The organism is Caballeronia sp. LZ062 (genome assembly GCF_031450785.1).
In the GTDB taxonomy this organism is placed as follows: Bacteria; Pseudomonadota; Gammaproteobacteria; order Burkholderiales; family Burkholderiaceae; genus Caballeronia.
Genome location: NZ_JARTWB010000002.1, coordinates 2,967,260 through 2,980,861, shown reverse-complemented (window position 1 = coordinate 2,980,861; position 13,602 = coordinate 2,967,260). Strand labels below are relative to the sequence as shown.

General features: G+C 63.0%; 10 protein-coding genes. 2 read left to right on the top strand and 8 right to left on the bottom strand.

The annotated features are described in order from the left end of the window. Positions 1-14: 14 nt before the first annotated feature. A complete protein-coding gene (locus P9239_RS19985) occupies positions 15-4,718 on the bottom strand; it encodes a glutamate synthase-related protein (RefSeq protein ID WP_309753881.1) in 4,704 nt (1,567 codons plus the stop codon). Between the two features lie 312 nt (positions 4,719-5,030). Beyond that, on the bottom strand, positions 5,031-5,738 hold the full coding sequence (locus P9239_RS19980; protein WP_309753880.1) for a transposase: 708 nt from the start codon (positions 5,736-5,738) through the stop codon (positions 5,031-5,033). 207 nt (positions 5,739-5,945) lie between these two features. On the opposite strand from P9239_RS19980, the gene P9239_RS19975 reads away from it, so the two are divergent. Together P9239_RS19975 and P9239_RS19970 are read left to right on the top strand one after the other, a co-directional pair. Then, positions 5,946-6,671, top strand: a complete 726-nt coding sequence (locus P9239_RS19975) for an OmpW family outer membrane protein (RefSeq protein WP_309753879.1) — start codon at positions 5,946-5,948, stop codon at positions 6,669-6,671. 251 nt (positions 6,672-6,922) lie between these two features. Further along, positions 6,923-7,300 carry a DUF883 family protein gene (locus tag P9239_RS19970; RefSeq protein WP_309753878.1) on the top strand — a complete coding sequence of 126 codons (378 nt, stop codon included), beginning with the start codon at positions 6,923-6,925 and terminating at the stop codon, positions 7,298-7,300. On the opposite strand, the gene ugpQ is transcribed toward P9239_RS19970, so the two are convergent. Genes ugpQ through P9239_RS19940 form a run of 6 tightly spaced genes read right to left on the bottom strand, consistent with a single transcriptional unit; the run spans position 7,297 to position 13,584 of the window. Further along, positions 7,297-8,073: a glycerophosphodiester phosphodiesterase gene (gene ugpQ / locus P9239_RS19965; RefSeq protein WP_309753877.1), complete on the bottom strand. Its 777-nt coding sequence runs from the start codon at positions 8,071-8,073 to the stop codon at positions 7,297-7,299. The two genes, P9239_RS19970 and ugpQ, sit on opposite strands and share 4 nt — an antisense overlap. A gap of 11 nt (positions 8,074-8,084) precedes the next feature. Next, on the bottom strand, positions 8,085-9,170 hold the full coding sequence (locus P9239_RS19960) for a sn-glycerol-3-phosphate import ATP-binding protein UgpC (protein WP_309753876.1): 1,086 nt from the start codon (positions 9,168-9,170) through the stop codon (positions 8,085-8,087). 18 nt (positions 9,171-9,188) lie between these two features. Continuing rightward, complete coding sequence (gene ugpE, locus P9239_RS19955) at positions 9,189-10,034, bottom strand: sn-glycerol-3-phosphate ABC transporter permease UgpE (RefSeq protein WP_309753875.1); 846 nt, start codon at positions 10,032-10,034, stop codon at positions 9,189-9,191. Next, positions 10,031-10,915, bottom strand: coding sequence for a sn-glycerol-3-phosphate ABC transporter permease UgpA (gene ugpA / locus P9239_RS19950; protein ID WP_309753874.1), 885 nt, complete (start codon positions 10,913-10,915; stop codon positions 10,031-10,033). The genes ugpE and ugpA overlap by 4 nt, the downstream gene beginning before the upstream one ends. A gap of 57 nt (positions 10,916-10,972) precedes the next feature. After that, a complete protein-coding gene (gene ugpB, locus P9239_RS19945) occupies positions 10,973-12,298 on the bottom strand; it encodes a sn-glycerol-3-phosphate ABC transporter substrate-binding protein UgpB (RefSeq protein ID WP_309753873.1) in 1,326 nt (441 codons plus the stop codon). Positions 12,299-12,345: 47 nt separating this feature from the next. Further along, positions 12,346-13,584, bottom strand: a complete 1,239-nt coding sequence (locus P9239_RS19940; RefSeq protein WP_309753872.1) for a deoxyguanosinetriphosphate triphosphohydrolase — start codon at positions 13,582-13,584, stop codon at positions 12,346-12,348. Positions 13,585-13,602: the final 18 nt, after the last annotated feature.

Sequence of the window (13,602 nt, the reverse complement as noted above, 5' to 3'; positions counted from 1 at the left end):
GTTGTGTTTCGGGCTTAAGCCGCCAGTGCTTCTTTCGCCTTTCTCGCGCCGATTTCGCCGAGCGCGCGCTTGTATTCGGTCGGGAAGACCTTCACGAACTGACGACGCGACGCGTCCCAGTTTTCGAGCAGCGCCTTGGCGCGCGGCGAACCGGTGAACTGGAAGTGCCGCTCGACGAGGCCCTTGAGCAGCGCTTCGTCCGTCTGGCCCGCGTGCCACAGCGTCTTGTCGACCGTGCGCTCCTGCTCGGCTTGTTGCAGCACCGGATCGAGCGCGACCATCGACTTGTTGCACTTGGCGGCGAACGTGCCGTCCGCGTCGTACACGAACGCAATGCCGCCCGACATGCCCGCCGCGAAGTTGCGGCCCGTTTCGCCGAGCACGACGACCGTGCCCCCCGTCATGTATTCGCAGCCGTGGTCGCCCGTGCCTTCGACAACCGCCGTCGCGCCCGAGTTACGCACGCAGAAACGCTCGCCCGCGACGCCGCGGAAGTACGATTCGCCTTCGATCGCGCCGTACATCACCGTGTTGCCGCAGATGATGTTTTCCTCGGACTTGCCGCGGAAGTCGTTGGTCGGGCGAATGATGATGCGCCCGCCCGACAAGCCCTTGCCGACGTAGTCGTTGCCGTCGCCGACGAGATCGAGCGTCACGCCCTTCGCGAGGAATGCGCCGAAGCTCTGGCCCGCCGTCCCCTTCAACTGAATGTGGATGGTGTCGTCCGGCAAACCGTCGTGGCCGTACTTTTTCGCGATCAGACCGGACAGCATCGCGCCGACCGTGCGGTTGACGTTGCGCACCGGCTGAATGAACGAGACGTGCTCGCCCTTCTCGATCGCCGCCTTCGACTTCTCGATCAGCACGTGATCCAGCGCCTTGTCGAGACCGTGGTCCTGCACGTCCACATGCTTGCGCGCCACTTCTTCGCTGACCGGCACCTGATAGAAGATGCGCGAGAAGTCGAGGCCCTTCGCCTTCCAGTGCTCGACGCCCTTGCGCGTGTCGAGCAGATCGACGCGGCCGATCAGGTCGTCGAACTTGCGCAGGCCCAGTTGCGCCATGATTTCGCGCACTTCTTCCGCCACAAAGAAGAAGAAGTTGACGACGTGTTCCGGCTGGCCCGTGAACTTCGCGCGCAGCACCGGATCTTGCGTCGCGACGCCGACCGGACACGTGTTCAGATGGCACTTGCGCATCATGATGCAGCCTTCGACGACGAGCGGCGCCGTCGCGAAGCCGAACTCGTCCGCGCCGAGCAGCGCGCCGATCACCACGTCGCGGCCGGTCTTCATCTGGCCGTCGGCCTGCACGCGGATACGGCCGCGCAGACGGTTGAGCACGAGCGTCTGCTGCGTTTCGGCGAGGCCGAGTTCCCACGGCGTGCCCGCGTGCTTGAGCGACGAGAGCGGCGAGGCGCCCGTGCCGCCGTCATGGCCCGCGATCACGACGTGATCCGCCTTCGCCTTCGCGACGCCCGCCGCCACCGTGCCGACGCCCACTTCGGACACCAGCTTCACCGAAATGCTCGACGACGAATTCACGTTCTTGAGATCGTGAATGAGCTGCGCCAGGTCTTCGATCGAATAGATGTCATGGTGCGGCGGCGGCGAGATAAGGCCCACGCCCGGCACCGAATAACGCAGCTTGCCGATGTAGTCCGACACCTTGTGGCCGGGCAACTGACCGCCTTCGCCGGGCTTCGCGCCCTGCGCCATCTTGATCTGGATCTGATCCGCCGACGACAGATATTCCGCCGTCACGCCGAAGCGGCCGGACGCGACCTGCTTGATCTTCGAGCGCAGCGAATCGCCGTCCTTCAGCGGAATGTCGGTGACAACTTCTTTGCCGATGATCGATTGCAGCGAATCGCCAGTCTTGATCGGAATGCCGCGCAGTTCGTTGCGATAGCGCGTTTCGTCTTCGCCGCCTTCGCCCGTGTTCGACTTGCCGCCGATGCGGTTCATCGCGACCGCGAGTGTGGCATGAGCTTCCGTGCTAATCGAGCCGAGCGACATCGCGCCCGTCGCGAAACGCTTGACGATTTCCTTCGCCGGTTCCACTTCGTCGAGCGAAATTGCCTTCGACGGTTCGAGCCTGAACTCGAAGAGGCCACGGAACGTCATGTGGCGCTTCGTCTGGTCGTTGATGAGGTGCGCGTATTCCTTGTACGTCTGGTACGAATTGCTACGCGCGGAGTGTTGCAGCTTGGCGATGGCATCCGGCGTCCACATGTGCTCTTCGCCGCGCACTCGGTACGCGTACTCGCCGCCCGCATCCAGCATGGTCGCGAGCACAGGGTTGTCGCCGAACGCATCGCGATGCAGGCGAATCGCTTCCTCGGCCACTTCGAAGATGCCGATGCCGCCGACCTTCGACGCCGTGCCCTTGAAATACTTCTCCACGAGATCCGACGACAGGCCGACCGCTTCGAAAATCTGCGCGCCGGTATAGGACATGTACGTCGAAATGCCCATCTTCGACATGACCTTGTGCAGGCCCTTGCCGACCGCCTTCGTGAAGTTGTAGATGGCTTTGTCCGCCGACAGATCGCCCTTCAGCCCCTCGGCCATGTTGGCGAGCGTTTCCAGCGCGAGATACGGATGCACGGCTTCCGCGCCGTAGCCCGCGAGCAGCGCGAAGTGATGCGTCTCGCGCGCCGAACCCGTTTCGACGACGAGGCCCGTGCTCGTGCGCAGACCGTGCTGCACGAGATGCGTGTGGATGGCGGACGTGGCGAGCAGCGCCGGAATCGCGACGTTGTCGCGGTCCATCTTGCGGTCCGACACGATCAGGATGTTGTAGCCGGACTTCACGGCATCGACGGCTTCGGCGCACAGCGATGCAATGCGCGCCTCGACGCCTTCCTTGCCCCACGCGGCCGGATAGCAGATGCTCAGTTCGTAGGAGCGGAATTTGCCGCCGGTGTACGTGTCGATGGCGCGGATCTTCGCGATGTCCTTGAAGTCGAGCACGGGCTGCGACACTTCGAGGCGCATCGTCGGGTTGATGTTGATGGTGTCGAGCAAGTTCGGCTTCGGCCCGATGAACGAGACGAGCGACATGACCATGTTTTCGCGGATCGGGTCGATCGGCGGGTTCGTCACTTGCGCGAACAGCTGCTTGAAGTAGTGGTAGAGCGTCTTGTTCTTGCTGGACATGACCGCGAGCGGCGAGTCGTTGCCCATGGAGCCGACGGCTTCCTCGCCCGATTGCGCCATCGGCGCCATCAGGAACTTGAGGTCCTCCTGCGTATAGCCGAACGCCTGCTGGCGGTCGAGCAGCGCGGCGGCCTCGCGGCGCTGCGCTTCGACGTCTTCCGCCTTCGGCTCGATCTCGTCGAGCTTGATGCGCACGGCGTCGATCCAGCTCTTGTACGGCTTCGCGTTCGCGAGGTTGTCCTTGAGTTCCTTGTCCTCGATGATGCGGCCCTGCTCCATGTCGATCAGGAACATCTTGCCCGGCTGAAGGCGCCACTTCTTGACGATCTTCGATTCGGGAATAGGCAGCACGCCGGACTCCGACGCGAGAATCACGAGGTCGTCGTCCGTCACGATATAGCGCGCCGGGCGCAGGCCGTTACGGTCGAGCGTCGCGCCGATCTGGCGGCCGTCCGTGAACGCGATCGCGGCGGGGCCGTCCCACGGCTCCATCATCGCGGCGTGGTATTCGTAGAATGCGCGGCGGTTATCGTCCATCAGCGTGTGCTGTTCCCATGCTTCGGGAATCATCATCATCATTGCGTGGACGAGCGGGTAGCCGGCCATCACCAGCAGTTCGAGACAGTTGTCGAACGAAGCGGTGTCCGACTGGCCCGGATAGATGAGCGGCCAGAGCTTCGGCAGGTCGTCGCCGAGCACGTAAGAGGCGATCGCGCCGGTGCGCGCGTTCAGCCAGTTGACGTTGCCCTTCACGGTGTTGATTTCACCGTTGTGGGCGATCATGCGGTACGGGTGCGCCAGTTCCCACGCGGGGAACGTGTTCGTCGAGAAACGCTGGTGCACGAGCGCGAGCGCCGAAACCACGCGCTCGTCCTGCAGATCGCGGTAATACACGCCGACCTGACCGGCCAGCAGCAGCCCCTTGTAGACGACCGTGCGCGACGACATGGACGGCACGAAGTATTCCTTGCCGTGCTTGAGCTTGAGCGCCTGAATGCGATGGCTCGCCGTCTTGCGGATGATGTAGAGCTTGCGCTCCAGCGCGTCCGTCACGACGATGTCCTTGCCGCGCCCGATGAAAATCTGGCGGATCAGCGGCTCGCTCGCCTTCACGGCGGGCGAAATGGGCATGTTCGCGTCGACCGGCACGTCGCGCCAGCCGAGCACGACTTGCCCCTCGGCCTTCACGGTGCGTTCGAGTTCCTGCTCGCACGCGAGACGCGACGCGTGTTCCTTCGGCAGGAAGATCATGCCGACGCCGTATTCGCCGGCGGGCGGCAGCGTCACGCCCTGCTTGGCCATTTCTTCGCGATAGAAGCCGTCCGGCACCTGAATGAGGATGCCCGCGCCGTCGCCCATCAGCGGGTCTGCGCCGACTGCGCCCCGGTGATCCAGATTCTCAAGAATCTTGAGACCCTGCTGAATGATCTCGTGGCTTTTCTTGCCCTTGATATGGGCGACGAAGCCGACGCCGCACGCGTCGTGTTCGTTCGCGGGGTCGTACATGCCCTGCGCGGCGGGGAGCGAACCGGCTGCCGGCTGCTGATGATCGTTCATGGGACACCGTCTCTACTGTGGGGGCCGACTCGGCCGTTGAACCGTTTTGTTATCCGTCGTCCGGCGCTTTTCGCGGGCGCAGCAAGCGCGGCACGTGGTCCGCACCGCCTGCGCTGCATCGCAATAAAACCGCCGGAAATCGCAATATACGCGACGAATCAAAAGCATGGCAAATAAAACGTGATGGTCTGGCACCTATTATCAAGTTGGTGCATGACCGAGCCAATTTATTGGTGCCATATCAAAAACGGGCAAAAATAAACGGCGTCCCGAAATTGGGCGCCGTTTCCAAACTTCCACGACGCGACGCTTTCACTGCGTCTGCGGCGTTTCACGAACCTTGCGGGGCCGGCCGCGCGGCAGCGGCGACACGCGGCGGTTCGCGGCGCGCGCCGCCCACTCGCGGTAAGAATCGCTTCCGAGGACCCAGCCTTTGAGCGTCGCCTGGAGCAGACGGGTCGTCTCGCGTTCGTCGAGCGGCTGCTCGCACAGTTCCTTGTACGCGTGCTGGCGCTCGAACGGCGTGTTGCCGAGAAGCCAGAACAGCGAGTGATCCGTGATGAGCGAATCCACCGTCAGTCCGATGTGATGCCGGTAGCTCGACCACTTGTAGTCCTGCGGCGACGCGGCAAGCTGCGCGCGAACCGGCGCCGTTTCGACGACGCGCGTCGCAAGGAGAAAGTACCGCTCGCCTTCGATGACCGTCGCGCGATAGCGGCCTTCCCACAATGTGCCGCGCCGCGTGTAACGCCGGTTGAAGTGCGCGACGTAACGCCGCCCGACCGCCTGCATCGCCTTGGGCAAGCTGGCTTCGTCGCGCGGCGTGACGAGCAGATGCACCGCTTGCGGCATCAGCGCGTAGGCGTGGATGGAAAGATGGTGATCGCGTGAGGCTGTTCTCAGGCAGTCGATGAAAAGCTCGTAGTCCTGGTCGTCGACGAAGGCGGGCTGCTGGTCGAGACCGCGCAGGATGACATGCTGCGGCTGATCGGGGACGTAGAGTCGTGCAAGCCGTGCCATTCTGGATATTCCGTGGGTCGCGTTTGTGTTACCCCAAGCGGGGGCTGACTGGAGACGCTGCTGCAGCGGGAACACAAGGCACATGCAAGGGCCGTGCAACGGGACTCCAAAGCGGTCTCTCGGCCTAGGGAAAATGCTCTACCGTGCCGCTATGGTGACTTTGAAATGATGTGTTCATAATGAGCGTGCTTTCAGGAGGAGCACAAATTGAAAATAAAACAAGTCATGACGGGGATCGCAGCACTGGCATGTGTGTCCACCGCGGCACACGCGCAGTCGGCTGGGTCCATCTACGCAACTGCAGGCTGGTTTCACTTTGCACCGCAAGACAGCAGCGGTCCGCTCAAAGAAACAAGTGTAGGCGGATCTCCCGTTAATATCAGCGTACCGGGCACGGGCGCTGGCATTGGAAGCGCAGATACCGCCGGCTTCACGCTGGGCTACTTCGTCACCGACCACATCGCCACCGAACTGGAGATGGGCATTCCGCCCTCCTTCGATCTAGAGGGAACCGGAACGCTCTCGCAGTTTGGCAAGATCGGCAGCGCGAAGCAGTGGAGTCCCACGCTGCTTTTCAAGTACTTCTTCAACGCTCCTGACGCAAAATTCCGCCCATTCGCCGGCATTGGCGTGACGCGCACCTGGTTCACCGACGCACGAATCACCAACAGTGCGTTCGAGAGCACCGTGCTGCATGGTCCGACCACCGTCGATACGGATAGTTCGTGGGCACCGGTCTTCAATCTCGGCGCTCAGTACAATTTCACACAACACTGGTTCGCGGCCTTCTCGGTGTCGTTCATTCCGTTGAAGGCAACCGCCAAGCTGAGCACGCAGGCGCAAACGCCCGTCGGCACATTGAACGTGCAGTCGCAGGCGAAGATCACCATCAATCCTATCGTGACGTATCTGCGTGTCGGCTATCGCTTCTGACTATCGGTCCTCATTCTGCCGACACGGTCGCTTTGCACTCCGAACGCCGTCATGCACCGCGCATGGCGGCGTTTTCTTCTACATGCGCCTTGTAAATGTGACTTGCGCGGCAGCGCGCGAGATGCACTAATTACGCGTCGACGGCCTGTGCAACGTCTGCAGCGCGTCGGCATCCAACTTGCTCAATGGCACGTTCCGCCGCGAAAGCGGAGTGTCATCCATCCACGATTCATCCATCGACGGAGCGATCTATGAACGCACTGCCTAACACGCGAGACGCCATCGGAGATTCATGGAACAGCACGAGCCGCCGCGCACGCCGCATGGCGCGCCACGGCCGCGACGCAGCCGAGGATATCGGCACCGAACTGCGCGCGCTGCTTTCCGAACTCGAAGAAACGCTGGGCGAAGGCGCGTCAGCCGACGCCGCGATGCTGCGCGCGCGCATCAGCGATCAAGTTGACGCTGCCCGCGCACGCCTGAACGATTCGCAGGCCGCCGTGCGCGAGCGCGCCGCCGCGGTCATGGACGACGCCGACGCCTATCTGCGCGACAGACCGTGGCAAACCATCGCGCTGGTGGGCGGCCTGGCGTTGCTTGCCGGCCTGCTGCTGGCGCGCGCTCGCTAATCGTTCTCTGAAGGTCGTCGGCCCGGCTGCGTTTCCAGAAAGTCCGCGCCGATGATGTCGATGCGATCCGTGCAGATCGCATCGACGCCCCATCGCGCGAGCAGGCGCGCCCGCTCCGGATCGTTCACCGTGTACGCGAGCACGCGCAGGCCCGCGTCGCGGATCTCGCGCACGCGGGTTTCATCGAGCGAACGGTGGTCTGCATGCAGCGAGACGCACGCGAGCGCGGTGGTCTGCGCGCGCCAGTCCGCCGGCAGGCGCTCGTACAACATGCCGCGCGGCAGGTCGGGCGCGGCGTCCCGCGCGGCTTCTAGCGCCTCGAAGGAAAACGACGACAGCAGCGGCGCGGGCTCGGCGCGGTTCCAAAGACGCGCCGCCTCACGTGCGACGACTTCGCCCGTTTCGGCTTCGCGCCCCGGACACGGCTTGATTTCGATATTCGCCGCGAGATCCAGCGACGCGCACGCCTCACGCACTTCGGCGAGCGTCGGCATATGCGCGCCCGCGAAATCCGCGCCGAACCACGAACCGGCGTCGAACGCGCGCAGTTGCGCGTAAGGCATCGACTTCGCCGCGCCGTGGCCGTTGGATGTGCGGTCCACGTCGTCGTCATGCAGCAGGAACACGACGTTGTCCGCCGACAGCTTCGCATCGAATTCGATCATCTTCAGCCCGAAACGCGCGCCCGTCCGAATGCCTTCGAGCGTGTTCTCCGGCGCGAGCTTGCCGCCGCCGCGATGCGCGACGATTGCGGGATACGGCCACGTTTTCATCGTGAGTCTCCTCAGTTGGCGCGCATTCCGTTGGCCGGATCGAAGAAATGCAGTTGTCGCGCCGGCACCGAGACCAGAAGCCTCTCGCCGCGCTGCGGCCGATGCGCATGGGGCAAGCGCGCCGCCACGTCGTGCTTGCCCCACTTGCCATGCGCGAGATTGTCCGCGCCGAGCAGTTCGGCTGAATCGACGTCGAGCGTGGCGCTGGCCGTTTCGATGTAGCCGGGCGTCATGTGCTCCGGACGAATGCCCAGAATCCACTCGCGCCCGAACATGTCGCGCGTCAGGCCGCTCGCCCCGACGACCGGGAGCGCTGGCCCGCCGCTCGCCACTTCGAACACCGAACCATCTTGCGACAAACGGCCTTCCAGCAGATTCATTGCCGGCGAGCCGATGAAGCTGGCCACGAATACCGTCGCCGGACGTTCATACACGTCGGTCGGCGCGCCGATCTGCTCCGCGCGGCCCTTGTTCATCACGATCACGCGCTGCGCGAGCGTCATGGCTTCGATCTGGTCGTGCGTGACATACAGGCTCGTGGTCGCCAGACGCGCATGCAGGCGCTGAATTTCGAGGCGCATTTGCACGCGCAGCTTTGCGTCGAGATTCGAAAGCGGCTCGTCGAACAGGAACACGGCCGGTTCGCGAACGATCGCGCGTCCCATTGCCACGCGCTGCCGCTGCCCGCCCGACAACTCGCGCGGCTTGCGCGCCAGCAGATGCTCGAGTTCGAGGATACGCGCGGCATTCGCGACGCGGCTGTCGATCGTCGCCCGGTCCGCGCCGCCGATCTTGAGCGCATACGCCATATTCTGCGCGACGCTCATGTGCGGATACAGCGCGTAGTTCTGGAACACCATCGCGATATCGCGATCCTTCGGCTCCAGCTTGTTCACCACGCGCCCGCCGATCTCGATCGTGCCTTCCGACACGCTCTCGAGCCCGGCGACCATGCGCAGAAGCGTCGACTTTCCGCAGCCCGAAGGACCGACCATCACGACAAACTCGCCGTCGTTCACAGCGACATCGATGCCATGCAATACGTACTGCTTCCCGTCGTAAGTTTTCTTGACGCCTTCGAGTGTCAGCGCAGCCATTGAACCCTGCTCTCCTTATTATTTTTCCGCGTCGACGAGGCCGCGCACGAACCACCGCTGCATCGTCAGCACGACGACGAGCGGCGGCAGCATCGCGAGCAGCGTCGCGCTCATGACGAGGTGCCACTCGGTCGCGGTATCGCCCGAGGCGATCATGCTCTTGATGCCGACCACCGCCGTTTGCAGCGACTGCTCATTGGTGATCAAAATGGGCCAGAGATACTGGTTCCAGCCATAGATGAACGTGATGACGAAAAGCGCCGCAATGTTCGTCTTCGAAAGCGGCAGCACCACGTCCCAGAAAAAGCGCAGCGGCCCCGCACCGTCGATGCGCGCCGCTTCCATCAACTCGTCTGGCAGCGTCATGAAGAACTGGCGGAAGAGGAACGTGGCCGTCGCCGAGGCGATGAGCGGCAGCGTCAAGCCCGCATACGTGTTCGCGAGATGCATCGACGACACGACCTGCACCGTCGGAAAGATGCGCACTTCGACGGGCAGCATCAGCGTGATGAAGATGAGCCAGAACGCGAGGTTCTTCATCGGGAAGCGGAAGAACACGATGGCATACGCCGAGATGATCGACACCGCGATCTTGCCGATGGAGATGACGAGCGCCATCACGAGACTGTTGACAAGCATTCGTCCGAACGGCGCAGCCGCGTTGCCGCTGCCGTGCGTCCAGATATGCGCGACGTTCTCGAAGAGATGCGTGCTCGGCACGAGCGAAAGCGGCACGCTGAAGACTTCCTTCGCGCTCATCGTGGCCGCGCAAAACGCGACATAAACCGGAAACACGATCAGCGCGACGCCGAGTATCAGCACCGCGTGACAAAAGATATCGAAGCCGCGCCGGTTCTCGATCATGAATATTGCACCCTGCGTTCGACGAAGCGGAACTGCACGATGGTCAGCGCGACGACGATTGCCATGAGCACCACCGACTGCGCGCCCGAGCTGCCGATGTCAAGACCCTGAAACCCTTCGGCGAAGATTTTGTAGATGAGCGTCTTGGTCGATTGCGCGGGGCCGCCGCCGGTCGCGGCATCGATGACCGGGAAGGTATCGAAGAACGCGTACACCAGATTGACGACGAGCAGGAAGAACGTCGTCGGCGAAAGAAGCGGCAGCGCAATGCCGAAGAAGCGTCGCACGGGACCGGCGCCGTCGATGGCGGCGGCTTCGATCAGCGATTGCGGAATCGCCTGAAGTCCCGCGTAGAAGAAGAGAAAGTTGTAGCTGACCTGCTTCCAGACGGACGCGAGCACGACGAGAAACATCGCCTGCGTGCCGTTGAGCGCGTGGTTCCAGACAATGCCTTGCTTGGCGAGCGCATACGTCACGAGGCCGATGCTCGGATTGAAGAGAAACGACCACAGCACCGCTGCGATGGCGGGTGCGACCGCATACGGCCAGATGAGCAGCGTTTGATACGCCTTCGCGCCGCGCGTCACGCGATCCGCGCACGCCGCGAGCAACAGCGAAATCACGAGGCCAGACACGGTGACGAGTGCGCAAAAAACCATCGTCGTACTGAACGACGACAGATAGAGCGGATCCGCGAAAAGCTGCCTGAAGTTCGCGAGCCCGACAAATTCGCTCGACGTGCCGAACGCGTCCTGACTTTGCGTGGCCTGCCAGAGCGCCTCGCCTGCCGGCCAGAGAAAAAAGAGCGCGGTAATGAAAAGCTGCGGCGCGACCAGCAGATACGGCAAGACGCTCGCATCGAAACGAGACCGTTTTTCCATTGACATGTCCTGATGCGCGCCCGCGCGAACGCGGGCGCTTGGCGTCGCGTGTCTTGTTCAGCCGCCGCTTTTCTCGAAGCGGCGCAGAAGTTCGTCGCCGCGCTGCACGGAAGAATCGAGCGCCTGCTGCGGCGTCTTCTTGTCCGCCCAGACCTGCTCGAGTTCTTCATCGACGATGGTGCGAATCTGCGGCATGTTGCCGAGGCGCAAACCCTTCGTGTAGGCAAGCGGCGGTTTGTTCAGCATCTGCTTGATGGCGATGTCCGCGCCAGGGTTCTTGTCGTAGAAGCCCTGCTTCTGCGTCAGGTCATAGGCGGCGGTCGTCACCGGCAAATAGCCCGTGTCCTGATGCCACTTCGCGGCCACCTTCGGCGACGCGAGATAAGCGAGGAACTTCGCGACGCCCTTGTACACCGCCGCGTCTTTGCCCGAGAGCACCCACAGACTCGCGCCGCCGATGATCGCGTTCTGCGGCGCGCCCTTCACGCTCGCGTCGTACGGCATCATGCCGACGCCGTAGTCGAACTTCGCGTACTTCTGGATGGTCGCCCGCGATCCCGACGAATTCGTGATGATCCCGCAGTCGCCGCTGTAGAACTTGGACACGGGTTCGTCCTTGCGGCCGACATACGTGAACGTACCTTCCTTCGCCATGTTTTGCAGGAACTGGATGTGCGCCACCTGCAGCGGCTTGTTGAATTCGAGCTGGGCGTCGAGGCCGTCGAAGCCGTTGTTCTTCGAAGCGAACGGTGCCGCATGCCACGCGCTGTAGTTCTCCAGTTGAATCCAGCTCTGCCAGCCCGACGAATAACCGCACGAATAGCCCGCGGCCTTCAGCTTCTTCGCGTCCGCTTCGACGTCGGCCCAGGTCTTCGGCGGCTGATTGGGATCGAGGCCCGCTTTCTTGAACGCGTCCTTGTTGTAGTAGAGAACGGGCGTGGAACTGTTGAACGGCATCGAGATGAGATGGCCGGTCTTCGCGTCGCTGTAGTAGCCGGAGATCGTCGGCACGAACGCTTTCTCGTCGAGCGGCACGCCGGCCTGCTTGAACACGTCGTAGACGGGGAGCACCGCTTTCTTCGCCTGCATCATGGTCGCGGTGCCGACTTCATAGACTTGCAGGATCGCGGGCGCATTGCCGCTGCGATACGCCGCGATGCCGGCCGCCAACGTCTGGTCGTAGGTGCCCTTGAAGACCGGCACGATCTTGTAGTCGCTCTGCGACGCATTGAAGTCGTTCGCGATATCGTTCACGCGCTCGCCGAGGGCGGCTTCCATGGCGTGCCAGAACTGGATTTCCGTCGCGGCGTGAGCCGCCGTAGAAGCGCCGAAAGCCAGAACGGCTGCGGCCGAGAGTGAACGGAACGAGGGCGTGCATCGCATCGATTGAGTCTCCGGTTGTCGAACGTCTGCGCTTGAAACGCGCGATGTTAGTTGTTGTCGATGACAAACAGGCGTTGATATTCTTTCAGTGCGTACCGGTCCGTCATGCCGGCGATGTAGTGCGCGATGAGCCGCGCCTGCGTGCTGTTGTGGCTCGGCGCGGCGGGGTCGTTCGCCGATTCCTCCGCAACCGCGATGCGCGCCTGATACGCCGGCGGCAAGAGGCGCGGGTCTTCGGTGAAGGCATCGAAGAGCCCCGTCACCACGCGCCTCGCCTTATTGGCCATGCGCATCACGCGGTAATGGCGGTAGAGGTTCTTGAAAAGAAAGCGCTTGAGCGTGGCGGCTTGCGCGGCGACTTCTTCGCTATGTGCGACGAGCGGCGGCGAATTGCGCACATCGTCGAGCGAGGCGGGCGCGGCGCGCGCGAGATTGCGGCTCGTGGCTTCGATCAGATCGACGATCAGCGTATTGATGATGCGCCGAATGGTCTCGTGAATCAGCCTGCGCCCTTCGATGGCGGGATATTCCGCGCGCGCGGCTGCGAAGTGCGTGTGCCACAAGCTCACTTCCGCGAGCTGTTCGAGCGTGATGAGGCCGGAGCGCAGGCCGTCGTCCACATCGTGATTGTTGTAGGCGATTTCGTCCGCGACGTTCGCGATCTGCGCTTCGAGCGAAGGTTGTTTGCCCGCGAGGAACCGTTCGCCAAGATCGCCGAGCTGCCGTGCGTTCTCACGTGAACAATGCTTGAGAATGCCTTCCCGCGTCTCGAAGCACAGGTTCAGGCCGTTGAACGCGCCGTAGTGCTCTTCGAGTTGATCGACGACCGCGAGGCTTTGCAGATTGTGTTCGAACCCGCCGTGATCGCGCATGCATTCGTTGAGCGCATCCTGACCGGCGTGGCCGAACGGCGTATGCCCGAGATCGTGCGCGAGCGATATCGCTTCGACCAGATCCTCGTTGAGCCGCAGATTGCGCGCCACCGACCGCGCGATCTGCGCGACTTCCAGACTATGCGTGAGACGCGTGCGAAAAAGATCGCCTTCGTGATTCACGAAGACCTGCGTCTTGTACTCGAGCCGGCGAAAGGCCGTCGAATGCACGATGCGGTCGCGGTCGCGCTGGAACTCGGTGCGTGCGGCGGGCGGCGGCTCCGTATGCCGGCGCCCGCGCGAGAGTGACGAGCGCGCGGCGTAAGGCGCGAGATGCGCCTCCAGCACAAGCGACGAGGGCACTCCACAATCAGCTTCTGTTTCGCTCACCGGCGGCTCCGCTTCGTCGTGCATCGTCGTGGTCCCGGCTGA